This window comes from Alteromonas sp. H02 (genome assembly GCF_059682525.1).
In genome coordinates, this window is sequence record NZ_CM185021.1 from 826,806 (window position 1) to 852,520 (window position 25,715).

Annotated in this window: 22 protein-coding genes; 19 read left to right on the top strand and 3 right to left on the bottom strand. The window is 50.5% G+C overall.

What is annotated here, in order from left to right:
- The first annotated feature begins 1 nt into the window (after position 1).
- The 18 genes from AC566Q_RS03750 to AC566Q_RS03835 all read left to right on the top strand — a co-directional run bounded on the left by AC566Q_RS03750 (position 2) and on the right by AC566Q_RS03835 (position 20,116).
- The gene (locus AC566Q_RS03750) at positions 2 to 1,501 is read left to right on the top strand and encodes an NAD(P)H-hydrate dehydratase (protein WP_499613862.1); all 1,500 of its coding nucleotides are present in this window, start codon (positions 2 to 4) and stop codon (positions 1,499 to 1,501) included.
- 22 nt (positions 1,502 to 1,523) lie between these two features.
- Positions 1,524 to 2,006 carry a tRNA (adenosine(37)-N6)-threonylcarbamoyltransferase complex ATPase subunit type 1 TsaE gene (gene tsaE / locus AC566Q_RS03755; protein WP_105935152.1) on the top strand — a complete coding sequence of 161 codons (483 nt, stop codon included), beginning with the start codon at positions 1,524 to 1,526 and terminating at the stop codon, positions 2,004 to 2,006.
- 73 nt (positions 2,007 to 2,079) lie between these two features.
- Entirely contained in the window at positions 2,080 to 3,399 is a 1,320-nt protein-coding gene (locus tag AC566Q_RS03760; RefSeq protein ID WP_499613865.1) for an N-acetylmuramoyl-L-alanine amidase, read from the top strand.
- Positions 3,400 to 3,422: 23 nt separating this feature from the next.
- A complete protein-coding gene (gene mutL, locus AC566Q_RS03765; RefSeq protein WP_499613868.1) occupies positions 3,423 to 5,171 on the top strand; it encodes a DNA mismatch repair endonuclease MutL in 1,749 nt (582 codons plus the stop codon).
- Positions 5,164 to 6,090, top strand: coding sequence for a tRNA (adenosine(37)-N6)-dimethylallyltransferase MiaA (gene miaA / locus AC566Q_RS03770; RefSeq protein ID WP_105935155.1), 927 nt, complete (start codon positions 5,164 to 5,166; stop codon positions 6,088 to 6,090). Before mutL ends, miaA begins: the two co-directional genes overlap by 8 nt.
- An 84-nt stretch (positions 6,091 to 6,174) precedes the next feature.
- Positions 6,175 to 6,423 (top strand): RNA chaperone Hfq, encoded by a 249-nt coding sequence (hfq, locus tag AC566Q_RS03775; protein WP_105935156.1) that lies wholly within the window; start codon positions 6,175 to 6,177, stop codon positions 6,421 to 6,423.
- 17 nt (positions 6,424 to 6,440) lie between these two features.
- Positions 6,441 to 7,730 carry a ribosome rescue GTPase HflX gene (gene hflX / locus AC566Q_RS03780; protein WP_499613871.1) on the top strand — a complete coding sequence of 430 codons (1,290 nt, stop codon included), beginning with the start codon at positions 6,441 to 6,443 and terminating at the stop codon, positions 7,728 to 7,730.
- Between the two features lie 77 nt (positions 7,731 to 7,807).
- Complete coding sequence (hflK, locus tag AC566Q_RS03785) at positions 7,808 to 8,977, top strand: FtsH protease activity modulator HflK (RefSeq protein WP_499613874.1); 1,170 nt, start codon at positions 7,808 to 7,810, stop codon at positions 8,975 to 8,977.
- 6 nt (positions 8,978 to 8,983) lie between these two features.
- Positions 8,984 to 9,868, top strand: a complete 885-nt coding sequence (gene hflC / locus AC566Q_RS03790; RefSeq protein ID WP_105935159.1) for a protease modulator HflC — start codon at positions 8,984 to 8,986, stop codon at positions 9,866 to 9,868.
- A 234-nt stretch (positions 9,869 to 10,102) separates the two neighbouring features.
- Complete coding sequence (locus AC566Q_RS03795) at positions 10,103 to 11,683, top strand: AbgT family transporter (RefSeq protein WP_105935160.1); 1,581 nt, start codon at positions 10,103 to 10,105, stop codon at positions 11,681 to 11,683.
- 67 nt (positions 11,684 to 11,750) lie between these two features.
- On the top strand, positions 11,751 to 12,830 hold the full coding sequence (gene hemH, locus AC566Q_RS03800; protein ID WP_105935161.1) for a ferrochelatase: 1,080 nt from the start codon (positions 11,751 to 11,753) through the stop codon (positions 12,828 to 12,830).
- A complete protein-coding gene (locus AC566Q_RS03805; protein ID WP_105935162.1) occupies positions 12,827 to 13,240 on the top strand; it encodes a DUF4112 domain-containing protein in 414 nt (137 codons plus the stop codon). The genes hemH and AC566Q_RS03805 overlap by 4 nt, the downstream gene beginning before the upstream one ends.
- A gap of 83 nt (positions 13,241 to 13,323) precedes the next feature.
- Entirely contained in the window at positions 13,324 to 14,964 is a 1,641-nt protein-coding gene (locus tag AC566Q_RS03810; protein WP_105935163.1) for an acetolactate synthase large subunit, read from the top strand.
- A 13-nt stretch (positions 14,965 to 14,977) separates the two neighbouring features.
- Positions 14,978 to 15,739, top strand: coding sequence for a bifunctional 2-polyprenyl-6-hydroxyphenol methylase/3-demethylubiquinol 3-O-methyltransferase UbiG (ubiG, locus tag AC566Q_RS03815; RefSeq protein WP_105935164.1), 762 nt, complete (start codon positions 14,978 to 14,980; stop codon positions 15,737 to 15,739).
- 178 nt (positions 15,740 to 15,917) lie between these two features.
- Positions 15,918 to 16,547 (top strand): biliverdin-producing heme oxygenase, encoded by a 630-nt coding sequence (locus AC566Q_RS03820; RefSeq protein ID WP_105935165.1) that lies wholly within the window; start codon positions 15,918 to 15,920, stop codon positions 16,545 to 16,547.
- Positions 16,540 to 18,864 (top strand): ATP-binding protein, encoded by a 2,325-nt coding sequence (locus AC566Q_RS03825; protein ID WP_499613880.1) that lies wholly within the window; start codon positions 16,540 to 16,542, stop codon positions 18,862 to 18,864. Before AC566Q_RS03820 ends, AC566Q_RS03825 begins: the two co-directional genes overlap by 8 nt.
- A gap of 45 nt (positions 18,865 to 18,909) precedes the next feature.
- Positions 18,910 to 19,362, top strand: coding sequence for a response regulator (locus AC566Q_RS03830; RefSeq protein WP_499613883.1), 453 nt, complete (start codon positions 18,910 to 18,912; stop codon positions 19,360 to 19,362).
- A 145-nt stretch (positions 19,363 to 19,507) separates the two neighbouring features.
- Positions 19,508 to 20,116, top strand: coding sequence for a glutathione S-transferase family protein (locus AC566Q_RS03835; RefSeq protein ID WP_499613884.1), 609 nt, complete (start codon positions 19,508 to 19,510; stop codon positions 20,114 to 20,116).
- 43 nt (positions 20,117 to 20,159) lie between these two features.
- Here the strand turns inward: AC566Q_RS03835 and AC566Q_RS03840 are convergent, their stop codons facing one another.
- The 3 genes from AC566Q_RS03840 to AC566Q_RS03850 are packed head-to-tail and all read right to left on the bottom strand — an operon-like array spanning position 20,160 to position 23,140.
- Positions 20,160 to 21,731 (bottom strand): cisplatin damage response ATP-dependent DNA ligase, encoded by a 1,572-nt coding sequence (locus tag AC566Q_RS03840; protein ID WP_499613887.1) that lies wholly within the window; start codon positions 21,729 to 21,731, stop codon positions 20,160 to 20,162.
- Positions 21,731 to 22,753, bottom strand: coding sequence for a ligase-associated DNA damage response exonuclease (locus AC566Q_RS03845; RefSeq protein ID WP_499613889.1), 1,023 nt, complete (start codon positions 22,751 to 22,753; stop codon positions 21,731 to 21,733). The genes AC566Q_RS03840 and AC566Q_RS03845 overlap by 1 nt, the downstream gene beginning before the upstream one ends.
- Positions 22,754 to 22,810: 57 nt before the next feature.
- Positions 22,811 to 23,140: a hypothetical protein gene (locus AC566Q_RS03850; protein ID WP_123323962.1), complete on the bottom strand. Its 330-nt coding sequence runs from the start codon at positions 23,138 to 23,140 to the stop codon at positions 22,811 to 22,813.
- A gap of 121 nt (positions 23,141 to 23,261) precedes the next feature.
- Between AC566Q_RS03850 and AC566Q_RS03855 the strand changes: the two genes are divergently transcribed.
- Positions 23,262 to 25,715, top strand: coding sequence for a ligase-associated DNA damage response DEXH box helicase (locus tag AC566Q_RS03855; protein ID WP_499613892.1), 2,454 nt, complete (start codon positions 23,262 to 23,264; stop codon positions 25,713 to 25,715).

The window sequence follows — 25,715 nt, forward strand, 5'->3', positions numbered from 1 at the left end:
CATGCTAGATACTCAACTGCTCGACAGCTTACCATATAAACTCTATCGCGCCGACCAGGTTCGGGAAAATGAACGTACCGCGGCTGAACAGTCCGGTGTGGAAATGTTTGAGCTAATGCAGCGCGCAGGTAAGGCGGTATTTAAGCAGTGTCAGCTGTTACTGCCCAACACCGATGTGTTTTTAGTGCTGGTAGGCCAGGGCAACAACGCCGGAGACGGTTACATTGCCGCATTACATGCGAAAGAAGCCGGTAAGCAGGTTTTGTTATGTGCCGTTGAACCGCATCGCATCCTTGAGGGCGATGCCGGCACGGCGCAGCAAAAATGGCTCGACGCTGGTGGCAAAATTGAGCCTTTTACCGCTGCCCATCTGGATAAATGTGAACTGATAGTTGATGCGCTGTTAGGCACTGGCATTAATAGTTACATCCGCAATGAGTTTGCCGACATTATCGATGCGGTTAATCAGGCTGATAAGCCGGTAGTGAGTATCGATGTGCCTTCCGGCCTTGATTCCAATACCGGTCAGTCTTTGGGACGCTGCATTGAGGCAGACGTTACCGTCACCTTTGTTGGCATTAAACCCGGTTTAACCACGGGGGCAGGTAAACAATCCTGTGGCCGTTTGGTGTTTGATGACCTTGGTATCGGTAAAGCTTTTGCTGAACTGGCCCGTTCCTCAGCCACACTACTTACTATCGAACAGTTCCAGGGCATGGCCCCGCGTGAAATCCACAGCCATAAAGGCACCTATGGCAGGTTGCTGTGTATCGGCGGTAATCGCGGCACTGCAGGCGCTATTCGACTGGCGAGTGAGGCGGCTTTGCGCTGCGGTACCGGGCTGGTGAAAGTATTCTGCCATGAGGCCTCAACGATTCAGGTGAGCGCCGGCCGCCCAGAGCTGATGGTGTCTCATGAGAACCTGCAGGATGCGCTTAACTGGGCATCCTGCGTGGTAATTGGCCCGGGACTTGGCCAGGACGACTGGGCGCTGGCCGCGTTTGAACAAGCCATGAAACATTGCCAGACTCATCCTAAACCGATGGTGATCGATGCCGATGCATTGAATTTGTTAAGTAAACATGCGCTGTCGTACACCATAACCGATTGCATTATCACGCCCCATGCTGGTGAAGCGGCGCGATTACTCAATACCAGTGTAGATGAGGTGGAGGCGGACCGTTTCAACAGTACCAAACAATGTGCGCAGAAATTCCATGCTACCTGTGTGCTGAAAGGGGCCGGTTCGATTATCGATAACGAAACCCAGACCTGGGTGTGTCAGCACGGCAATCCGGGGATGGCCACAGCTGGTATGGGCGACGTGTTAAGTGGTATTCTTGGGTCATTGCTGGCTCAGGGGCTCAGCAAGGATATTACAACCAAGTACGGTGTTTCCATCCATGCCAAAGCCGGCGATGAGGTAGCACGCCTGTATGGTCAACGTGGGATGCTTGCCAGTGATTTGTTCGAGTCACTGCGAGCGTTAGTTAATCAGTAATCATTGAATAGTAGTAATTGGTATGGCATTAGCGCGAGGGGCGTTTTACGCGGCAACTGAACAAGATACGGCGAAACTGGCCACTGATCTGGCTCAGGCGGTCAAGCAGCAGTTACCACAAGGAATAGTTGTCTATCTGCAAGGCGATCTGGGAGCCGGTAAAACTACGTTCAGCCGCCATTTTATTCAGGCTCTGGGTCATTCAGGTAATGTTAAGAGTCCTACCTATACGCTGGTGGAACCGTATTCGCTGGCGGGCCTTGAAATCTTCCATTTCGACCTGTATCGACTGGCAGATCCTGAAGAACTCGAGTTTATGGGCATTCGCGATTATTTTGGCGATAATCGCGTTTGCCTTATTGAGTGGCCGCAAAATGGAGGTCAAAACTTGGCACCAGCGGATTTAGTGATTAGTATAGAACCAGATAAGTCTGGAAGACGATTCAGCATTGCTGCGATCTCGCTAACAGGGCGAGCTGCCTTGCAGCTGTGTAAAAGGATATAGCCTGGCGCTGGTTCCGATCGTTCTTCGGGAGAATTTACGGCCTGATAAATATAATTCAACACCAGGGCTAAGTATGTTGCGCGACAAATTACTACTATTAATAAGTTTGTGCTTGTTTACCTTTAGTGTGAGAGCTGCAAACGACATAAACAATATGCGTGTATGGCCTTCAGAGGGCAGTACGCGGGTGGTTTTTGATCTCAAAAGTTCCCCTGAATTTACCTATTTTACCCTTCGCAACCCGGACCGACTGGTGATCGATCTGGTCGCAACCAAAAGCGAAACGTCGTTGGATATCGATAAACAGGGCCCGCTGCTTAAACGGGTCAGATACTCCACACCTAAAGACAATTCATCTACCCGTATCGTGCTGGAATTAAACCGCAAGGCTGAAACCGCGTTGTTTGCTATTGGGCCGGCCGAAGATAAAGGCCACCGGCTGGTGGTCGACCTGGTGGATACCGCTCCCACCGGCGAACCAGGGGTCGTGCTGGATATGAATCAATCCAGCCGCGACCGCGATATTATCGTGGCAATTGACGCCGGACATGGCGGTAAGGACCCCGGCTCAATCGGCCCGGCCGGCAGCTTTGAAAAAAATATTACGCTGAGTATCGCTAAAATGCTCGAAAGCCGGATTAACGTTGAAACCGGTATGCGTGCGGTAATGACGCGCAGTGGTGATTATTACATCTCGCCAAATGGTCGTCCGGAAGTGGCCCGTAAGCATAAAGCGGATTTACTTATTTCGATTCACGCCGATGCGTTTAGTCAGCCTCAGCCCCGTGGAGCTTCAGTATGGGTGTTATCTATGCGCCGTGCTGACAGTGAACTGGGTCGTTGGCTGGAAAAAAGCGAACGCCATTCAGAACTGCTCGGCGGCGCGGCAGAAGTTATTTCCGATAATGCCTCGGAGCGTTATCTGGCCGAAACGATCCTGGGTTTATCCATGGACCACTCCATGTCGACCAGCTACGACCTGAGTAAAAAAGTCATCAGTGAATTAAAAGGGATTACCCGGTTACATAAACGAGCGCCGCAGGCCGCGAGTTTCGCGGTACTTACCGCCCCGGATATTCCTTCCATTCTGGTCGAGGTCGGGTTTATTTCGAATCCTCAGGAAGAGAAAAACCTGAATTGGTCAAAATACCGCCAGCAACTGGCTGATGCGCTGTTGTCGGCCACCAAGCGCTATTTTCAGCAAACGCCGCCGGATGGTACGCTCTGGGCCTCGATTAAGTCAGAAAGCCGCACACACAAGGTTCGCAGCGGTGAGTCTTTATCCTTGCTGGCACAGCGCTATAATGTAAAAGTCAGCAGTATAAAAGCCGCCAACAATCTCAATGGTGACATGGTCCGCATCGGTCAGGTGCTCACGATTCCGAGCACCTAAGCAAAACGTTAACAGGATTTTCTTTGCCCATTAAATTATTGCCGCCCAGACTGGCAAACCAGATTGCCGCCGGTGAAGTGGTTGAACGCCCTGCCTCAGTCGTTAAGGAACTGGTGGAAAACAGCCTGGATGCCGCTGCTACGCGTATCGAACTCGATATCGAAAAAGGCGGTCATAAGCGCATTAAATTGCGGGATAACGGCATAGGTATCGCTAAAGACGAGCTGGAGCTGGCTTTGTCGCGCCACGCTACCAGTAAGATAGCGACACTTGATGATCTGGAGAAGATTTTGTCTCTGGGATTTCGGGGTGAGGCGCTGGCCAGTATTTCGTCTGTCAGCCGCCTGTCGCTAACCTCGAAGCCGGCTGGGCAGGAGCAGGCCTGGCAGGCAAACTGTGAAGGCCGTGATATGGCGGTAAGCCTGCAACCCGCGGCCCATCCCGACGGCACCACCATTGATGTGGCGGATATTTTTTACAACACCCCGGCACGGCGCAAGTTCTTGCGCACCGAAAAAACCGAATACCAGCATATTGAAGACGTCATCAAGCGCATTGCGTTGAGTCGCCCGGATGTGGCTTTTATACTGCGTCACAATGGTAAGGTAACCAAGCGGTTCACCGCCGTGGGGGAGGATCAGCTCGCCTCACGAGTAGGGCAGGTTTGTGGTCAGGCGTTTTTACAACATGCTATCCACACCCGCTGTGAGTACGATTCCATCACGCTTGAGGCCTGGTTGGGTGATGCCAGTCAGATGCGCAGCAGTAACGACTGCCAGTATAGCTTTGTTAATGGGCGCGGTATGCGCGATAAGCTTATTCTGCATGCTTTACGGCAGGCCTACGAGTCAGTACTGGCACTGCCTGAGCAACCGGCGTTCGTGGTGTATTTAACCATCGACCCGAAAGAAGTGGACGTCAATGTGCATCCGGCAAAGCACGAAGTAAGGTTTCAACAAAGCCGGCTGGTACATGATTTTATCTGTAAGGCAATCTGCGACGCCTTAAGCAGCAGTGCGGGAGCGCAGGACGCCATGTTGCCGGAGCCTTCACCGCAGCCCAGCCATGACTATATTCGCCCTCTCGTGCAGCGCAGCGACAACGAATACAACACACCCGCCGGAGCGCCCCATCAGGTGCGTTCGGGAGGGGCGGCTAATTCAGCAGGGCACGGTGCACCTTATACACCCGCAGGCAGCGGGGTAAGTGGTCAGTATCAGCAGCATTACCAGCAACTGATGACGCCAACTCCCGAGCAGGCAGATAACCCAGGGAGTGAATTACGCTTTGTAGCGTTAGCAGGGGCGAGGTTATACGTCCAATCCGGCCAATGTGTGTTGCTGGAATTCCAACAGTTAGTTAAACCCTGGTTGGTTGATAAATTCAACCAGGCGAGTGTCGCTCAACCGTTGTTAATGCCGGTGGCCGTAAGTCAGAGTCTGACTGCAGAAAGTTCGGCATTTTTAACTGAGCAGGGCTTTGACATTAGCACTGCGGGCGGTAAATCGCGTCTGCTTAAAGTACCAGGCGGGCTGCGCCAACTCCCTTGGGCAGGCTTATTTCCGGCGCTGGTAGAAGCATCTCCTCAACAGGAAGATGCGCTCCACTCAGCGCTAGCCCGGACGCTGCAATATCAGGAGACTAAACAGTTGCCATTGTGGCTGTGGTTTGATCAGCTGGCGGTTTCGGCGCAAGCTGACATACTTGAACAATACGGCCTTGGTGTGGCGCAGCAAAAGCTTATTCACTGGATAACAACACGCAATGAGTAATCAAACCGGCCCGGTGGTATCAATAATGGGCCCGACCGCATCCGGCAAGACCGGATTGGCGCTGGAATTAGCCAGTCAGGTACCCGCTGAGATAATCAGTGTCGACTCGGCACTGGTGTATAAACACATGAATATTGGTACGGCCAAGCCGACCGCCGAGGAAATGGCGGTTGCGCCGCACTGGCTGGTCGATATTATTGAGCCCACTGAGGCCTACTCTGTGGCGGACTTTGTGGCTGATACCACACGTCTGATCGGTGAAATTCACGGCAGAGGAAAGCTGCCCATTCTGGTGGGCGGCACAATTATGTATTTTAATGCCTTGATAAATGGTATTTCGCCCCTACCTAAGTCTGACTCAGAGATTCGTGAAGCGATTCTCAGAGAAGCGAATGAGCGGGGCTGGCAAGCAATGCATGCTGACCTTGAAAGGGTCGATCCGGTCAGCGCAGGGCGCATTCATCCGAATGATCCGCAACGACTGACCAGGGCGCTGGAAGTGTATCGCAGTTCGGGGAAGTCTCTAACTCACTGGCAGGAAAAAGCAATTTACCGTTGTCCGTACAAGATTGACCAGTTTGCGATTGCGCCGCATGAGCGAGCCGTGTTACATAGTCGAATTGCAGAAAGATTTGATTTGATGTTAGCCCAAGGATTGGTAGAGGAAGTGAAAGCGCTGTACGAACGCGGTGACCTTCACGAGGACATGCCTGCAATCCGGGCTGTAGGATATCGTCAGGTATGGCAGTATCTTAAAGGCGAGTTAAGCTATGCAGATATGCGTGATAAAGGTATCATTGCAACCAGGCAGTTAGCGAAAAGACAATTAACCTGGTTACGAGGGTGGCCTGACTTAACGTGGCTTGACACATTTGCTAAAGATAATTTGACTAAAATTACTGCAAAAGTCACACTTTAGGTTTAACAAGTGTGATATAAATTTAATTAGCGCTGGGACAATTTTTAGAGTTGTCGGTTTAATAATAAAAATTAAGGATCTGAGATGGCTAAAGGGCAATCATTACAAGACCCGTTTTTAAACGCATTACGGAAGGAGCGGATTCCGGTTTCTATTTATTTAGTTAACGGTATTAAACTCCAGGGGCAGGTAGAGTCATTCGACCAGTTTGTTATCCTGCTAAAGAACACAGTGAGTCAGATGGTTTATAAGCATGCTATCTCAACGGTCGTGCCTTCACGAGCTATTACGATGCCAAGCGCGCAAGGGGATTCTGAGAACAAAAGTGAGTAATTACAAAGGTAACCTGCTTGTTTGACCGTTATGAAGCCGGTGAACAGGCTATACTTGTTCATGTAAATTTTGCCGATGAGGACAGTCGTGAAGACTTGGCTGAGCTGGAATTACTGGTTTCATCGGCGGGCGTTAGTGCTGTTGATGTACTAACCACGTCCCGGGGCGCCCCTCATCCAAAATACTTTGTTGGATCGGGGAAAGCCGAAGAAATCGCTGCTGCTGTCAAAGCCCATGAGGCCAATGTGGTGATCTTCAATCATGCCCTGTCTCCTTCACAGGAACGCAACCTCGAAGCAATCAGCAAGTGCCGGGTGATCGATCGAACCGGTTTGATTCTTGATATTTTTGCGCAGCGTGCCCGAACTCACGAGGGTAGGCTTCAGGTTGAACTAGCTCAACTGCGCCATATTTCCACCCGTCTGATTCGAGGCTGGACACACCTTGAGCGTCAAAAAGGCGGGATTGGCTTGCGCGGGCCGGGTGAAACCCAGCTCGAAACTGACCGCCGTTTATTGCGTGGCAGAATCAAGACAATTCTGCGCCGCCTCGAAAAGGTAGCCAAGCAACGGGAACAAGGGCGACGTTCGCGCAAGCGGGCAGAAATTCCCACCATGTCCCTGGTTGGGTATACCAACGCCGGTAAATCCACTCTGTTCAATCATATTACAGATGCCGATGTGTACGCGGCCGACCAGCTGTTTGCCACACTGGATCCGACCCTGCGTAAACTCGATCTTAAAGAAGTTGGCCCGGTAATTCTGGCGGATACGGTTGGTTTTATTCGTCATCTCCCCCATGATCTGGTAGCGGCCTTTAAAGCCACCCTGCAGGAAACCCAGGAAGCGGACCTGTTGCTGCATGTAGTGGATTATTCTGCCAACAATTATCTGGAAACCATGGGTGAGGTGAATACCGTGCTCGATGAAATCGACGCCGGTGAAATTCAGCAGCTGATTATTTGCAATAAAATTGATCAGTTGGAAGAAGTTGAACCAAAAATTGATCGGGATGAGGAAGGCATGCCAATACGTGTATGGTTGTCTGCCAAAACCGGTCAGGGCACTGAGCTGTTGTTCGAGGCAATTAATGATTGCCTGGCGCAGAGCATGGTAAGTTATACCCTGAAAATCCCACCGGCACAGAGCCGTTTGCGCGGTGTTCTGTATGAATTGGATTGTATATCCGAACAATCCTACGATGCGCAGGGGGACTGGGTGGTTGATGTGCGAATGCCGGCAGCCGATTGGAACCGGTTAGAAAAGCGTTTGGATCATGGTTTATCAGAGTTTGTAGTGAAACACTGATTTGACAGTTTCATATAGTTTGAAATCTAAAAACAATAGAATTCAGTATTAAATAATTAAATTTTCGGAGTACTAGCATGGCTTGGAATGAGCCGGGTGATAAAAATAATGACCCGTGGAAAAATCGCGGAGGACGAGATCAAGGTCCCCCGGATTTGGATGATGTGTTTAAGAACCTGTTCGGTAAGCTCGGTAAAATGGGCGGCGGCGGTGATGGCGGCTCAGGCAAAAAGCTGGGCGGCATCGGCGCGGCATTCCTGATTGGCCTGCTGGCAATTATTTACTTTGTCAGTGGTTTCTACACCATCCGTGAAGCAGAATCTGGTGTTGTGCTGCGATTTGGTGAATATAACTCACTGGTAGAGCCGGGTTTGCGTTGGAAACCAACCTTTGTTGACTCGGTTATTCCGGTCGATGTGCAATCCATTCGCTATCAATCATCTTCAGGTTCAATGCTGACCGAAGACGAAAACGTGGTAAGTGTACAAATGGAAGTGCAGTACCGGGTTGTCGACCCGTACCGCTGGACGTTTGCGGTAACCAGTCCGGAAATGAGTCTGAGTCAGGCGCTGGACAGCGCGATTCGTTACGTAGTGGGACATTCCACCATGGATGACGTGCTGACCGACGGTCGTGAAATGACCCGCCAGCGTGTGTGGGAAGAGCTGGAAGCCATTCTTGAACCCTATAACATTGGCGTAGCCATTGTTGATATGAACTTTAAGGATGCTCGTCCGCCAGAGCAGGTGAAAGACGCGTTTGATGACGCCATTGCCGCCCAGGAAGACGAGCAACGCTTTATTCGTGAAGCAGAAGCCTATGCCCGTGAAATCGAGCCTCGCGCCCGTGGTCAGGTTAATCGTATGAACGAAGAAGCCCAGGCTTACAAAGAGCGTGTAACGCTGGAAGCTCAGGGTGAAGTGGCACGCTTCGAAGAGTTATTGCCGCAATATGAAAAAGCGCCGGAAGTTACTCGCCAGCGTATCTACCTGGAAACTATGGAACAGGTGTTCTCGAACACCAGTAAGATCATGGTCGACAGTGGTGACGGCGGCAACAATATAATGTATTTGCCGTTGGACAAGATTTTAGAAAATAAAGGCGCGGAAACAAAATCTTCCCTGGAACGTATGCGCAATACCCTCGAAGGTTTGCAGAATAACGTTACCAACTCGACGAATACCTCGCGTAACTCAACAGTATCCGGGTCGGGCTTGCGTGGCGACAGCAATCGTGGTGGGAGATAAGACAAAATGAAAAACTTTATTATCGCAATTCTTATTACCCTGGTGGTACTGGCTTCTGGTTCATTGTTTGTAGTACGTGAAGGACAGCGGGCCATCGTCATTCAGTTCGGAAAGGTACAGCGTGATGCCGAAACCGGCGATACCAAGGTATTCGAACCGGGTCTGCATTTTAAACTACCGTTTATCGATACAGTTCGTCAGCTTGATGCGCGTATTCAAACGTTGGACGATTCGCCTGATCGCTTTGTAACCTCTGAGAAGAAAGACTTAATTGTTGATTCTTACGTTAAGTGGCGCATCGAAGACTTCGCCCGCTATTATCTGTCGACTAACGGCGGTAATAAACTGCAAGCTGAAGCGCTGTTGAAGCAGAAAGTAAACAACGGTTTGCGTACCGAATTTGGTAGTCGTACGATTGCCCAAATTGTTTCGGGTGAGCGTACCGAATTGATGGAGCAAGCTATGATCCAGGCGTCCAGTTCTTCTGACGAACTGGGTATTGAGATTGTTGATGTTCGCGTAAAGCAAATCAACCTGCCCACCGAAGTGAGCAACTCAATCTTCCAGCGAATGCGCGCCGAACGTGCTGCAGTAGCTCGAGAACATCGCTCACAAGGTCAGGAACAAGCTGAAGTTATTAAAGCTAATATCGAAGCCAAGGTGACAGTTATGCTGGCAGATGCTGAACGTAATGCCCGACAGCTTCGCGGTGAAGGTGATGCGACCGCGGCGCAAATATATGCTGAAACATACTCTAAAAACCCAGAGTTTTATGGTTTCCTGCGCAGTATGGATGCCTACCGTGCCAGCTTCAATAGCAAGAATGACATTCTGGTGGTTGAGCCGGACAGTGACTTCTTCCGTTATATGAATAAGCGCTCAGGTCAGTAAATAAATCGACTAAAGTTAAAAACCGGCTTTTACAGCCGGTTTTTTTATGGGTGAATTTTGCTGCTAAAAGTCGCCAACTCTGCCAAAGGGAATCGATTTAAGGTAAACTGCCGCTATAAAAATAATGGCCTCCAGAGCCAATAACTTCCGGTCACGGACTGCCGGACTGTAGTCGTCGTCCATTGCAAGGTGGGCAACGATTACAGCAATAATAAGAAAGACTGAGGAAACGTTTTGACAGAAAAAAGTATTACCACGACAGACAATAATAAGGGCTGGTTTTCCCGATTTTTAGCAACGGTTGAATGGTTAGGTAACCTGTTACCTCATCCCGTTACGTTGTTTGCCATCTTAACCGTGTTCATTGTGTTGCTGAGCGGCTTCTTAAGCTGGCTCGGTGTATCCGTTGCCGACCCAAGACCAGAAGACGCGCAAACCGCCTCCGGCACTATCGAAGTGGTTTCGTTAATGAGCGTGGAAGGTCTGCACTGGATCATGACACACATAGTGACCAACTTTACCGGCTTTGCTCCGCTAGGGACGGTACTGGTGGCGTTGTTGGGCGTTTCTGTAGCGGAACATTCCGGGCTGTTATCTACTGCCATGCGCGCCCTGGTGCTGAATGCGCCACGCCGGTTGGTTACTTTTATTGTGGTGTTGAGCGGTATTCTCTCCAATACGGCTTCAGAGTTGGGCTACGTCGTACTTATTCCGCTGGCTGCGATGATATTCCACTCTCTTGGGCGCCATCCTCTGGCGGGACTTGCCGCTGCCTTTGCGGGCGTGTCTGCCGGTTACAGTGCCAACCTGTTTTTAGGCACCATCGACCCGTTACTGGCCGGGATAACAACGCCTGCAGCGCAGATGATTGATCCAAACTATGTCGTTGGCGCTGAGTCCAATCACTTCTTTATGATTGCCAGTACTTTTGTTATTGCGGCGCTGGGTTTCTTTGTCACCGACCGGATTGTTGAGCCGCGACTGGGCCATTTTGATGAGTCGAAGTCAACCATGGTGCTCGACGAAAAAGCCATGGCATCGCCTAGCGCACAGGAAATGAAAGCCATGAAAATGGCCGGTCTGGCATTTCTGGGGCTGTGCATAGTAGTCGCACTGGCCGTGGTACCTGAAGATGGTGTACTGCGTAACCCAGAAACCGGCGGATTAAAAGGCTCACCCTTTCTGAAAGGGATTGTGGTATTAATTTTCGTCATGTTTGCTATCCCGGGGTTTGTTTACGGCAAGGTTGCCGGCACGATGAAGAATGACCGCGATGTCATCGAAGGCATGGCGCGCAGCATGAGTAGTATGGGTCTTTATATTGCACTGGTTTTCTTTGCTGCCCAGTTTGTGGCCTTTTTCAAGTACACCAATTTAGGCACAGTGTTAGCTGTTGAAGGTGCTGCACTGCTTATCCAGCTGGATTTGAAAGGCCCGGAAGTCTTCCTGTTATTTATTCTGATGTGTGGACTGGTAAACCTTTCGCTGGGTAGCGCCTCAGCGCAATGGGCCGTCACAGCACCAGTGTTTGTGCCAATGCTAATGCTGCTTGGCTATGCGCCGGAGGTGATTCAGGCCGCTTACCGTATCGGTGACTCGGTAACTAATGTGATTTCACCGATGATGAGCTACTTCGGATTGATCATGGCGATGGCGGCCAAGTACAAGAAAGATGTCGGTATGGGAACACTCATTGCCATGATGCTGCCTTATTCGATGGTGTTTATTGTCGGCTGGACACTGCTGTTTTATCTGTGGGTGTTCGTATTGGGTCTGCCAGTAGGCTGGGAAACCCCCACCTATTATCAGCCATAGCAGTCCAATTTAGTCGTTGCGCCGTATTATTAGCAGTTAACTATTTTACTATTGAGATTAAATATTTATGAAGTACACCGGTAACGCGGGATTCAGCCATCATCAGGCAGATAAAATTGGTGTTTTAATTACCAACCTGGGTACCCCTCAGGCGCCGACGAAAGGTGCACTGAAACCGTACCTCAAAGAGTTTTTATCTGATCCCCGGGTGGTAGAGGTACCACGTCTTATCTGGTGGTTTATTCTCAATGGCATTATTTTAAATATACGTCCAAAACGGTCAGCCGAGGCCTACGCCTCGGTATGGTCTGAGCAGGGTTCTCCATTGATGGTGCATACCAAAGCACAGGCCGAAGCATTGGCTAAACGCTGCGAGCGGGAGTTTGGTGACGATGTGATAGTGGATTTTGCCATGCGTTATGGTGAACCCGCGGTTAGCAAAGTGATTGAGCGTATGCTCAGTACCGGGGTGCGAAAACTGTTGGTGGTCCCGCTTTACCCGCAATATAGCGCCTCAACCGTCGGCTCTACCTTTGATGCTATCGCCGCCGATTTTCAACAGCGCCGGTGGTTGCCGGACTTCCGGTTTGTCAGCCATTATCATGACCGCCCGGGTTATATAAAGGCAGTTGCCGAAACGATACGTCAGCATTGGGAAATAAACGGCCAGGCTGAGAAGCTGATATTGTCCTATCATGGTGTGCCGCGCCGTTATCTGGATAACGGCGATCCTTATCACTGTGAGTGTCTTAAAACCTCCCGTCTGATAGCTGAGGAACTAGGGCTTGAAAATAGCCAGTACATGACGACCTTTCAGTCGCGGTTTGGCCGCGAAGAATGGTTAAAACCCTACACTGATGAAACGCTTAAGGCTCTGCCTGCAGAGGGCGTAAAGTCGGTGCAGGTGGTTTGTCCGGGCTTTTCCGCGGACTGTCTGGAAACCATCGAAGAGATTGGCGAAGAGAACCGCGAATACTTTATGGATGCCGGTGGCGAGCGCTATGAATACATCCCGGCCCTCAACAGTGAACCGGCGCATATCTCAATGCTGTTCGATCTCGTAAAGGAAAACCTGCACGGCTGGCAGGCAGACTCTGACGTTGAACTGCGTGCACAACTGGCCAAAAAGCACGGATGTCCAAGATGAAAGATTACTCCGGTACGGCACCAAAACCGTTACTGAAAGCACAAAAGCTGGCGAACCTGCTGGATACGTCGGTGAAAATTCCACTGATTAATTTCCGCATCGGGTTAGACGCTCTCGTAGGGTTAATTCCCGGTGTGGGCGATGTGTTGATGTTAGTGGTGTCGTTTCGGATCGTGCAGCTTGGTAAGCAGATGGGGCTCCCCAGGGGACTGATTAAAGTGATGATCCGTAATTGTCTGCTCGACTTTGGTTTGGGGTTTATCCCGGTGGTCGGGGATATTGCGGACTTCTTTTATAAAGCCAACCAGGCCAATGTGCGGGTTATGGAAAAATACTGGGTCAGCAATAACAAGGATGCCATCGATAAGCATACCCAGGACATGTTGGAAAATTGGAAAGCCGCTCAGTAAATCGCCCTGATTCATTGTCGAACTAAACTATTTTTCGTGGTCTGCGTAGCAACTAGTATTCTAAGCCAATAAGCAGAAGGAATATGAAAGCAGCAGATTTGTTTGTTCAAGCCCTGGAAGCCGAGGGCGTCGAGTATATCTTCGGCATACCTGGTGAAGAAAACCTGGATTTACTTGAGTCACTTCGCCATTCATCCATTAAGCTGGTACTTACCCGACACGAGCAGGGCGCGGGGTTTATGGCTGCAACCTACGGTCGACTCACCGGTAAGGTGGGCGTCTGCCTGTCCACGCTCGGTCCCGGCGCTACCAACCTGGTAACGCCGGCTGCCTATGCACAGCTTGGCGCTATGCCCATGCTGATGATTACCGGCCAGAAGCCAATCAAAACCAGTAAACAAGGGCGTTTTCAGGTCGTTGACGTAGTCGATATGATGCGGCCCATTACCAAGTACACCACACAAATTGTCAGTGGTGAGCGCATTCCTTCGGTGATTCGAGAAGCCTTCAGACTCGCGGCTGAAGAACGCCCCGGCGCAGCACATATCGAAATTCCCGAAGATATTGCCCGGGAGTCGACTACTGCCCCCCTGCTTAAGCAAAGCCAGTCGCGTCGCCCGGTTGCCGAGGAGAAGGCAGTAGAACGAGCCAAAACCATGATTGAGCAGGCCTCGGCGCCGTTATTGCTGATTGGTGCAGGCGCTAACCGCAAACTCACGGCTAAAATGTTGCGCCGCTTTGTGGATCATACCGGGATCCCGTTCGTGACTACGCAAATGGGTAAGGGCGTATTAAATGAGTCTGACCCCTTGTTCGTTGGTAATACGGCGTTATCTGACGGTGATTTTGTACACAAGGCAATTGAGCGGGCCGACCTGATTATCAATGTGGGTCATGATGTCGTAGAGAAACCGCCTTTCTTTATGCATCAAAACGGTAAGCAGGTTATCCATATTAACTTTGAGCCTGCGGCCGTGGATCCGGTGTATTTTCCACAACTTGAAGTGGTTGGCGATATCGCTAACAGCGTCTGGCAGATTAATGAGCGTATAACACCGCAGAAACACTGGAAACGGGACCTTTATCAGGATGTGCATGATGCGTATGTGGATCATCGTCAGGAGTCAGACAGTGACGACAGATTTCCTGTGCTACCGGAAAGACTGGTTAGTGAAGTTCGCGCCGTTATGCCCGAACATGGTGTGGTAGCGCTTGATAATGGCATCTATAAAATCTGGTTTGCCCGCAATTATCCCGCCTACGCGCCCAACACCCTGTTACTCGACAACGCACTCGCGTCTATGGGCGCTGGCCTGCCATCGGCAATGGCGGCAAAACTGGTCAATCCTGATGAGCCGGTAATGGCGGTTTGTGGAGACGGCGGCTTTATGATGAACAGTCAGGAAATTGAGACCGCAGTAAGGCTCAAGCTGGATTTGGTGGTGCTGATCCTGCGTGACGATGCCTATGGTATGATCAAATGGAAGCAGGCACACATGGAGTTTGATGACTTCGGCTTGGATTACGGCAACCCTGACTTTGTAACGTATGCCCAAAGCTATGGTGCTAAAGGTCACCGGGTAACCGCTACTGAGGAATTAGGGCCACTGATGCGCCAGTGTATCGCCGAGCCTGGTGTGCACATTATCGATTGTCCGGTAGATTATAGCGAGAATGACCGTAAATTAAATCTGGATATCCGCCGTTTGAGTGAGCAGTTGTAAGTGAAGTATCGCCATGCTGGATAAAAGCAAAGTCACAGGTAGCGTTAGCAATGATAACGTTTCGGAACAAGAAATCGCCCGCTTTAATGCGTTGGCCCAGGAATGGTGGGATCCCAACGGGAAATACAAAACCGCCCTGGCATTTAACGCGGCGCGGACCGAATATATGATTGCCCAACTTGCGAGCTGTCACGGGCGCGATCCATCATCACCAGATTGTCTGGAAGGGCTGCGCATTCTCGACGTTGGTTGCGGTGGCGGTCTTATCAGTGAGGCGCTGGCCAAACGGGGCGCAATAGTGACGGGTGTGGATGCCAGTGCCATGAGTATCGAAGTGGCCCGCCGCCATGCACAGCAATCCGGACTTTTAGTGGACTACCGGCATTGTCTGGCGGGCCAGCTTCTGGCCGAGGATGAACGATTCGATGTGGTCATTAATGCTGAGGTGGTAGAGCATGTACCGGATCAGGCTGCGCTGATAAACGACTGTGCCAGGCTGGTAAAACCGTCGGGCAGTCTGGTACTTGCTACTTTAAACCGCACCGTAAAGTCGTGGATCATTGCTATCCTGGGTGCAGAGTACGTTATGCGCTATCTGCCGATAGGCACACACGACTGGAAAATGTTTGTGAAACCCGAAGAACTGGCTGGCTGGGTAGCCCCCGAACACTTTAAACTGGTTAACGAAACCGGCATGAAGCTGAACCCTATTACCGGTGTCTGGCGGTTATCATACTCGCTGGCTGTCAATTACATTCAGATTTACCGGCGTTAGGCCTTTCGGCCGGCCGCCGGACAATCAGGCCCGCATACCATTTTGTAGTGACCTGTGATGCTAATCTTATTGATTCTTAATAGTAATTCAAGGATTCTGTTGACAAAGACAGGGGGCGAGTATATTGATTGAGGTGACCGGACTGTTTCGATAACAGCTTTTCCAACCAGGGTAAACCATGACGGATAATGTAACAGCTTGCAAGGTAGCAAAACCCGACATCGCGACACGGTTGCGGCGGGAAACCCGCGACGCACATTGCCAGATCGAAGCAGTGATGAGCGACCTGCTGTTTGCAACACCGCTGGATCTGCAGGCCTATCAACACATGCTCAAACTGCATCGCTCTTATTATGAGTTGGTTGAGGCAAAGCTCGGACAATTCCACACTACCGCAGCCATGATGAGAGAGCGCTGCAAACTTAGCTGGCTCGATAGCGATATCAGGTACCTGAAAAAAGACTGCGGACAGAGTGTTTCTGACCACGGATCTTATGCAAGTGAAGCACTTGAGTTGCCAGAAAACGAGGCCCAGGCATGGGGGTTTTTGTACGTGTTTGAGGGCGCTACCCTCGGCGGCGGACATATCCTCGACAGGTTACGTCACCAGCCGCATTTTAAGGGGCGTTCAGGGTTACGTTTTTTCCACAGTTACGGGCCGAAAACACCAGCCATGTGGCGGGAATTTCAATTATCCCTGCAGCAGTTTGTGGCCGCCAATCCAGGCAGTGAAAAGCAGATCATTAACGGCGCCAACCTGTCATTTTCAAATATGTATGCGCTGATGAAAGGAGTTCGGGTTGACTGATAACTTTGAAGTAACGCTGGATAACTGCCACAAGGAGCCAATTCATATCCCCGGTTCGATACAGCCCCATGGTTATTTGCTGGTGGTTGAGCCGGCAACTATGACGCTGAGTTGTGTTAGTGAGAATGTCACCGAGTTGTGCGGTGCAGATCTGTCAGAATGCATTGGCAAAAGCCTGTCTGAAGTCGTTGATGCAGACTACTGCGCTATCATTAGTAAACAATGGCAAAGCGAGAAGTTACAGCTGTTTAATCCTACATCGGTGCAAATTAAGCACGTTGACTCCACACTGCGCAAGATGACCGCTATTGCCACCTATAACGGTTCGGTGATTCTGATTGCGCTGGAGCCGGACAGTAAGGTTAGTGATAAAGCCTATGAGTCGGTGCTTAAAATGCTCAAGAACTCCGTTCAGTCACTGATGGGCGTGCACAAACTCGACCTGATTTACCAGACCGTAGTGGAAGAGGTTAAACGGTTCTCTGGTTTTGACCGGGTGATGCTGTATCAGTTTGACCATGAATATAATGGAGAGGTGATTGCCGAGGCCAAAGAGCCTCACCTTAATGCGTTTTTAAAGCAGCATTTTCCTGAGTCGGATATTCCCAAACAAGCCCGCGAGCTGTACGTCAAAAATCCTATCAGGCTGTTGTGTGATGTAGAGGCAGAGGTGTCCCGCTTGTACCCTGTTCAACCTCACGTTGATTTAAGTTATTGCTCGCTGCGCAGCGTCTCACCGATTCATATACAGTATTTGCGTAATATGGGCGTCAAAGCCTCCATGTCCATCAGTATCATTATTAATGGTAAATTATGGGGGCTTATCGCTTGCCATCATTATTCACGTAACTTCGTGCCTTTTGAGGTGCGTGAAATTGCCCAGTACATCTCTGTTATGCTGTCACAGCTGATATCAGTCAAAATTCAGGAAGAAGATACCCAACGTAATGCCCGCCAACTGGCTATGCTTGGCCAGATCTCAGCGGCCATGGCTGAGGAGCAGGAATATCAGAATGCGCTGAGGATAAAAGCTGATCAACTGCTCGCGTTGGTGGACGCCAGCGGCGCAGTATGGTGCCTTGACGGCTCGCTACAAACTGCGGGGGATGTGCCTGAACAGAATGTCATAAATCCATTACACCAGTGGCTGGCTGAGCAGGTAACTGAGCAGGAAGAAGCCTATTTTACGCACCAGCTTGGCATCGATAACCCACAATTTGCTGAACTTGCCGACATAGCCAGTGGGGTGATGATGGTGTCGCTTTCGGCGGATAACAGTTCGTATATTCTGTGGTTTCGCAAAGAAATTATTCAGGCGAAAAACTGGGGCGGCAAACCAGAAAAAGTGATTGAGTTTACTGATGATGGCAGTCATCGGTTAATGCCGAGAAGTTCATTTGAACTCTGGAAACAAAATGTTTATAAAAAATCCGCACCCTGGCAGGAAGCCGAGCGGGAAGGTGCGTTAAAGCTGCGCAGTATGATCCAGAGTAAAATGATTATCGAATCTGAGAAAGTATTGCAGATGAATAATAAGCTCGAAGAGTTGGTAACCCATCGTACTGCCGAGTTAAATCTGGAAATCAAGCAGCGCAAAGCCGCCGAGTTACATCTGCTGGAGGCGCTGGAGACTGCGGAAACGTCCAACCGTGAATTAGAACGCTTTGCCTTTATTGCCTCCCATGACTTACAGGAACCGCTGCGAAAGATTCAAACTTTTGGTGACCGGATCCAACGCTCCGGCGACACTTTCTCAGAGAAGAACCAATCTTATTTAGAAAGAATGCGGGCGTCTGCCGAGCGGATGCAAACGTTGATTAAGAATACCCTGAGCTTTTCACGGCTGAGCAGTGACGCCATGAAATTCCGTTCCATTAACGCTAACAGTGCCATTCAAACGGTGCTCGACGATATATCGTTACTGGTGAACGAGAAGCAGGCGGATATCAGGGTAGATAAAATTGGTGTCATTCTTGCTGACAAAGGGCATATAATGCGGGTTTTCCAGAATTTACTGCAGAATTCCCTTAAATTTGTTGCTCCAGAGCGACACCCTGTCATCGAAATTACGGTGGTGGACCGAACGGAGGAACATATTACCCTGGCATTTAAAGACAATGGTATTGGCTTTGACAATCAGTATGCCACAAGAATTTTTAACTTATTTGAACGCCTGCATGGCAAAAGTGAGTTTGAAGGAACCGGAATGGGCCTCGCAATTTGTAGAAAAATTGTAGAAAAACACAATGGAAGTATCTGGGCCGAAGGCCGTGAGAACGAAGGTAGCGTTTTTTACATGCAACTACCGGTGAAGTAAGCCGTCAGTGAGGTTGTTGAGATAAAATGTTATAATGTACGAGCTATGAACAGTTTAGAAATTAATCAAAAGAAGATCAGTGAGTTAAATTTCATCTACATTGTCGATGACGATGAAGATGATCGCGAGCTGATTACCGATGCCTTAATCGACAGCAACTTAATGCAAACCCAGATCAAGACCGCCGTAGATGGCGCGGATTTGATGGAGCAGCTAACCAATGGTGGTTCTCTGCCGTCATTCATTATTCTTGACCTGAACATGCCAAGAATGGGCGGCCGCGAGGTGCTATCTGCGATCCGGGAAAATACCGATTTGAAACATATTCCGGTAATAATGTTCTCGACGTCAGATACCGATGTGGACGTAAAAGACTGTTACGATTTAGGCTGTAACACTTATATGACCAAACCCTGCGACTATTTGAGTCTGACCGACGCGATGCAGTTAATCCTCCTTTACTGGACCGGCAATTCAACGCTGTTAACCGTTCAGTAATCCACTCTTCACCGGTTTTACGGGCATGGTTTGCCCGTGAAGCACGGTTTACTCTCCAATCATTCATCTTAACCTACACAATTGTGAGTTGATTTGGTCACCAAATCCATTAGTCTGATTGTTCTTCACTGAACAGGAGCTCGCGATGAAAATCTACGATACGCAAACAGCACCGAACCCGCGCCGGGTCAGAATGTTTCTGGCCGAAAAGGGGGTTAGTGCCGAATACATACAAGTAGACCTGAAGGGCGGCGAAAACCTCTCCCCGCAAATGCTAAGCAAAAATCCTATGGGTAAGTTGCCTATTCTCGAGCTCGACAATGGCACCTGTATCAGTGAAAGCGACGCTATCTGTGCCTACATCGAAGCCGCTTTTCCAAATCCGCCCCTATGTGGCGAAAGTGCCATTGAAAAAGGCATTATTGCCATGTGGCAGCGGCGGGTCGATTTATGTCTGATGTTGCCTGTGGTGCACTGCTTTCAGCATACCACCGGGTACTTCAGCGACCGTATGACGCCCGTTGGCGATTATGGCGTGGTAGCGGGAAAAGACGCGGTAAAGTTTCTTGACGTGCTGGATAAACAGCTGGCTGACTCTACCTATATTGCCGGAGATAACTTCTCCATCGCTGATATTGTCGCGTTATGTGCCATCGACTTTGCCCGGGTGGTGAAGATTCGAATTGGTGAGGAACAAACGCACTTGCAACGCTGGTATAAGCTGGTGAGTGGCCGCCAGAGCGCTAATGCTTAATTGGACTGCACAGATAGGGCGCTAACCTTCAACTGGCATCAAGTTATTCGATGATAAGCGCCCGGGCATTGGCCAGGGTATCGGCTTCGCTGGCAGGCTTATCCCAGCGGATGCGATGAAAGCGGGGGAAGCGCAGAGCGACACCGGATTTATGCCGGGAGGAAGGATGAATAGCATCAAATGCGACTTCCACTACCAGTTCCTTTTTTACTTCCCGGACCGGACCAAAGCGACCCACGGCATTGCGTCGCACCCAGTTATCGAGCTTTTTTAATTCCTCGTCGGTAAAGCCTGAGTAGGCTTTGCCGATGGGGAGAAGCGTGTCGTCCTGCCATACGCCAAAGGTGAAATCCGAATAAAAACTCGAGCGTTTACCATGCCCTCGCTGGGCGTACATGATAACGGCATCAAGATGCAGTGCCTCACGTTTCCACTTATACCATTGGCCGCTCGGGCGGCCGGGTTGATAAGGACTATCTTTGCGTTTGAGCATCAGGCCTTCAACACCTGGATCTTCTGCTGCTTTGGCATAGGTCTGCTGTAGTTGTTCACTGCTAGCTACAGACAATAAAGGCGAGATAAGCAGATGGTTGGAAGCAGCCCGGGAGAGCCAGTTGATCAGTCGCTGACGCCGCAGCGTTAGCGGCAGCGGCGTGATGTTTTCGTGGTTGTCGGTCAACAGATCGTAAACCACAATGCCGGCGGGACGCTCGGCAATGAGCTTCTTTGACGGTTTCTTGCGATTAAGCCGTTGTTGTAAAGCGTTAAAGGATTCAATTTTACCGTTGTTTATCACCAGCAGTTCACCATCAATAACGCCGTGCTCGTCTATACCTGCCAGTACATCGGGAAAGGACTCACTGATGTCGTCTCCTGTGCGACTGAAAAGCGCTTTGCCTTGCTCAGTCATCACCAGTTGGACACGGATACCATCGTACTTGTACTCAACCTGCCAGTCTTCAACGGATAGTTGCGTGGCTTTATCGTCAGGTAGCGGGTGCGACAGCATAACCGGATGGAAGGTGACTGCGCCGGAAATATCGGGTTTCTCTGCACGGCCTTCCAGCCAGTCAAATAATTCGCGGTAAGGGGGCTTAAGCGCGTGCCATAGGGTTTCAATTTCACTAACCGGTACATCGCCGTATTCAGCGAGAATACGTTTCACACTGCGAGCCGACAGACCCACCCTGAGGCCTCGGGTACCGAGCTTAAGTAATGACCAGCGCTGCTCGGCTGTCATGCCGGATAAGTAATGTACCAGCAGTGCTTTTACCTGTTCGCGATTAGCCTGGCGAAACTGGTCGATGAGTTCTGCCAGCCCGGGTAACTCAATGCTGGTGGTCGCGTCGGGCCACAAATGAGCTACCGTTTCACTCATTTCACCTACATAGTCATAACTCATGGCGAAGAGGTCGGGGTCTACCCGCTCCAGCATAAGATTTTTTACCGCATTGCGTTTAAAAAACTCAAACTTTAAGGTGCCGGCCAGTGCCGCAATCGCCCAGCCGCGATCTGGGTCTGCCGTGTGCGCCAGGTAATGGCGGAGCAGTCTGCTTTTCTCATTATTACTGCTGGTAAAATACAGCTGCTGAAGGAGTTGCGAAAAAGCTTCCATTAGTCTGTGGCATCCTCGTCATAGCCAATCAGCGATAACGCCCGGGCTTTTACACCCTTAGTAGTGAGCTGATGCAGCAAAGCGTCCTCCCGGCCATGGGTGATCCACACTTCCCCCGGATTGACTTCGGCGATGGTATCCAGCAAGGCCTGCCAGTCGCTGTGATCAGACACTATCAGTGGGAGTTCCACCTGGCGCTGGTGAGCCCGGGCACGAATTTGCATCCAGCCGGATGCCATGGCTTTGCGTACCTCGGGTAACGAGCGTGACCAGCGGTCGCTGAGGGCTGACGGCGGCGCCAGCACTATCTCACCGGCAAGTTCCGATTTATCAGCTACATCCGTCACATCAATTAGCTGGCCCAGGTTGATGCCGTGTTCTTCATACAAATCACAAAGCCGTCGTTGGGCGCCGTGCAGATAAATTGGCTGGTTGTAGCCCAGGGCCCGCAGGCCAAGGATCATCCGTTGGCATTTTCCCAGCGCATAAACGCCTACCAGATGGCAGCGTTCAGGAAACAGAGCAAGTGATTGCAGCAGTTTTTTACACTCCTGCTCAATAGGCGGGTGCTTAAACACCGGCAGGGCGAAGGTCGCCTCGGTAATAAAAACATCGCAGTCTATGGCGGTAAAGGGCGGACAGGTTGGATCCGGCTGACGTTTATAATCGCCGGAAATCACCACCCGGGTGCCGCGGTAACTTAGCAGAATTTGGGCGGAGCCGAGGATATGCCCGGCGGGGTAAAACGTGCAGCTGACCGGATCGTCCGGATCGCCCAACTCAATGGTGTGGCCATAGTCGAGCGCCTCAACGGTTTCCGCCATATCCTCACCGTAACGGGTACGCATAATAGCAATGGTAGGCGCTGTAGCCACTACGCTGTGATGCCCGCTAATAGCATGGTCGGCGTGCCCATGGGTGATGAGGGCGCGATTTACCGGTGCGGTAGGATCGATGTAACAATCAGCGGCAACGCAATAAAGGCCGTTATCCCGTGGTTGTAGCCACTTGTCTGCTTGCAAAAACACTCCGTTAAATTAGCCATTTGGCTTCTTTTACGCGGTGTTAGTCAGAAAAGCTCAATAGCCGCCTTTAACGATGTAATATTCGCCGTCAGAGGTCAATGAAACATGCAATTCAGCCACTTCGTCGATGGTTTTACGGCCGATTTTTTTCCCTGTATTCAGGCAGGTGAATTGCTGATAGGCCATACCGTCGGCAAACGGGGCTTCAAAAGACACATTTTCTAAAAAACGATAGCATTTTTGCTGGCTGTCAAAAGTAATTAATCGGCTCATGGGCACATCACCATGGGTCCGGCCGATGGTCGGTAATGGCCCCTCACTGCAGGCAGTGATGAGTCCGGCAAGGCCAATAAGTAAGCAACGTCGTGCGGTAAATAAATTCATTCAGATGAACACATTAACAAAATGAACCGGCAGTATAGCGAATGTTGCGAAGGGTATTAAACCGCTTTGTGTCAGGACACGTATACTCTTAACACATAACTAATTGGATTTGTTGCTGCTTTTGAGTTTGCCGTTACCCGCCGAATTTACCGCATGGTTTACCCGTCAGGGCTGGTCATTGCGAGCCTATCAACAGGACATGCTTAACCGTGCCGAAACGGAGCAGTCGACGCTGCTGATAGCGCCTACTGGTGCCGGTAAAACGTTGTCGGGTTTCCTGCCGTCACTGGTAGATCTGCAGCATGAAACCGCTGAATATCTGCATACGCTGTACATTTCACCGTTAAAAGCATTAACCCAGGATATTCATCGTAACCTGTTGCGCCCCATAGAAGAAATGGAGCTGCCCGTTACGGTGGAGACACGCACTGGCGATACGCCGTCGCACAAACGTCAGCGCCAGCGTAAACGGCCTCCGCATATTCTGCTTACGACTCCTGAATCGTTAATGCTGATGTTGTCTTATACCGACGCGCCAAAAATATTCGGTAGGCTAAAAAACGTTGTTATCGACGAAGTTCACAGCCTGATTGGTAATAAACGTGGTGATTTTACTACTCTTGCCCTGGCCCGACTGGAATCGCTGGCACCCGGTTTCAAGCGTATCGGTTTATCGGCGACGGTGGCTAATCCCATGTTGGTGGCCGACTGGCTGGGGCCTACCGGAGAACCCGCCGCGTTGCTCGAGGTTGAAGATACGGCCAAACCCGCCATCAGCATTTTACGTTCAGAGCAGCGCATGCCTTTTGGCGGCTTCATGGCCAAATACGCTATTGGGGATATTTATCAGGCCATCGTTAATGCCGGGACTACCCTGGTGTTTGTGAACACGCGGGCACAGGCTGAGTTATTGTTTCAGTTGTTGTGGTCAGAGAATTCTCAGGTTCTGCCTATCGCCCTTTACCATGGTTCACTGAGTAAAGAGCAGCGGCGCAAAACCGAAGAAATGATGGCCTCTGGTAAGCTCCGTGCCATCGTCACCACCTCGGCCCTGGAACTGGGCATTGACTGGGGTGATGTGGATTTAGTGATTCAGGTTGGCGCCCCGAAAGGCGTTAGTCGCCTGCTACAACGCATTGGACGGGCTAATCACCGGTTTGAGGAAGCCAGTGAAGCCTTGCTGGTACCCGCCAACCGCTTTGAGGCACTGGAGTGTCAGGCCGCCATTGAGGCCATTAGTATGGGCGCGCGTGATGGCGCGTTGGTACAGCCTGGTGCCATGGATATTATCCCGCAGTTTATTATTAATTGCGCCTGCTCCGGAGCGGTGACGCCTGAAGCTTTGTATCAGCAAATACTTAATGCTGCCCCATATCAGGGGCTGGCAGCGGCTGAGTTTAATCAATTGTGGCAGTTTAGTGTGGACGGTGGTTATGCGCTTAAAGGTTATGAGCGTTATCAGCGCCTGACACAACAACCAGACGGCACCTTTAAACCGGCCAGTCAGCGGGTTGTCCAGCGTCACCGGCAGAATATCGGCACCATTGTTGAGGCGGGTAAGCTTAAAGTGAAGCGGATCCGGCGCGGCAATCAGGGCAAAATTATCGGTGAAGTGGAAGAGTATTTTGCGCAGCAACTTACGCCAGGCGATACGTTTTTATTCGCCGGTGAAATGCTGCGTTTTGAGGCCATTCGGGATATGCAGTTACACGCCAGGCCAGACAAAGTCAAGGAGCCGAAAATTCCCAGCTATGTAGGCGGTCAGTTACCTCTGTCTACTTACCTGGCCGATGGGGTTCGCGCTTTATTGAATAACCCCACTCAATGGCGGCAGTTGCCGGAACAGGTTCAGGAGTGGTTGGGGTTACAAAAAGAATTTTCTAGTATACCGGCAACCGATAAGGTGTTAATTGAACAGTTTCCTTACCGGCGGGCCTTCTATTCCCTGTATTACACTTTTGAAGGGCGTAAGGTTAATCAAACGTTAGGTATGCTGCTAACCCGGCGGATGGAAAAGCTTGGCCTGAAGCCGTTAAGTTTCAGCGTAACAGACTATGGGTTGTCGGTATGTGCGCTAAAGCCGCTGGATGAAGGTCATATCGCTACGTTATTCCAGCCGGATATTCTTGGCGATGAGCTGGAAGACTGGATGCTTAACGCGCCTATGCTTAAACGCTCATTCCGCCAGGTTGCTATCGTCAGCGGGCTTACCGAACAGCGCTATCACAGTACACACAAAACCATGAAGCAGGTGACCTTTTCCACCGATTTAATTTACGATACGCTGCGTGAATACGAGCCCGACCATATTCTGCTAAAGGTGGCACGTGAGGATGCCGAGCGTGAGTTGCTTGATCTCCGGCGACTGGCGGATACTTTGATTCGATTTGTCGGGAAAACGCAATTTGTAAATCTACCCAAGGTTTCTCCCATGGCGATCCCCATTGTGCTGGATGTACGCAGTGAACAGGTTAAAGGCGCCGGCGAGCAGGCGCTCCTTGATCAGGCGGCACTCTATGCTGAAGCCGAATCCATGCTTGATGAGGTCAGGGCACTACTTTCGGGTGACGGCTAA

Bases quoted from the DNA above. Each gene is read 5' to 3' on its own strand.
- AC566Q_RS03750 (WP_499613862.1), top strand. From the start codon at position 2: ATGCTAGATACTCAACTGCTCGACAGCTTACCATATAAACTCTATCGC.
- tsaE (WP_105935152.1), top strand. From the start codon at position 1,524: ATGGCATTAGCGCGAGGGGCGTTTTACGCGGCAACTGAACAAGATACG.
- AC566Q_RS03760 (WP_499613865.1), top strand. From the start codon at position 2,080: ATGTTGCGCGACAAATTACTACTATTAATAAGTTTGTGCTTGTTTACC.
- miaA (WP_105935155.1), top strand. From the start codon at position 5,164: ATGAGTAATCAAACCGGCCCGGTGGTATCAATAATGGGCCCGACCGCA.
- hfq (WP_105935156.1), top strand. From the start codon at position 6,175: ATGGCTAAAGGGCAATCATTACAAGACCCGTTTTTAAACGCATTACGG.
- hflK (WP_499613874.1), top strand. From the start codon at position 7,808: ATGGCTTGGAATGAGCCGGGTGATAAAAATAATGACCCGTGGAAAAAT.
- hflC (WP_105935159.1), top strand. From the start codon at position 8,984: ATGAAAAACTTTATTATCGCAATTCTTATTACCCTGGTGGTACTGGCT.
- hemH (WP_105935161.1), top strand. From the start codon at position 11,751: ATGAAGTACACCGGTAACGCGGGATTCAGCCATCATCAGGCAGATAAA.
- AC566Q_RS03805 (WP_105935162.1), top strand. From the start codon at position 12,827: ATGAAAGATTACTCCGGTACGGCACCAAAACCGTTACTGAAAGCACAA.
- AC566Q_RS03810 (WP_105935163.1), top strand. From the start codon at position 13,324: ATGAAAGCAGCAGATTTGTTTGTTCAAGCCCTGGAAGCCGAGGGCGTC.
- ubiG (WP_105935164.1), top strand. From the start codon at position 14,978: ATGCTGGATAAAAGCAAAGTCACAGGTAGCGTTAGCAATGATAACGTT.
- AC566Q_RS03820 (WP_105935165.1), top strand. From the start codon at position 15,918: ATGACGGATAATGTAACAGCTTGCAAGGTAGCAAAACCCGACATCGCG.
- AC566Q_RS03830 (WP_499613883.1), top strand. From the start codon at position 18,910: ATGAACAGTTTAGAAATTAATCAAAAGAAGATCAGTGAGTTAAATTTC.
- AC566Q_RS03835 (WP_499613884.1), top strand. From the start codon at position 19,508: ATGAAAATCTACGATACGCAAACAGCACCGAACCCGCGCCGGGTCAGA.
- AC566Q_RS03840 (WP_499613887.1), bottom strand. From the start codon at position 21,731: ATGGAAGCTTTTTCGCAACTCCTTCAGCAGCTGTATTTTACCAGCAGT.
- AC566Q_RS03850 (WP_123323962.1), bottom strand. From the start codon at position 23,140: ATGAATTTATTTACCGCACGACGTTGCTTACTTATTGGCCTTGCCGGA.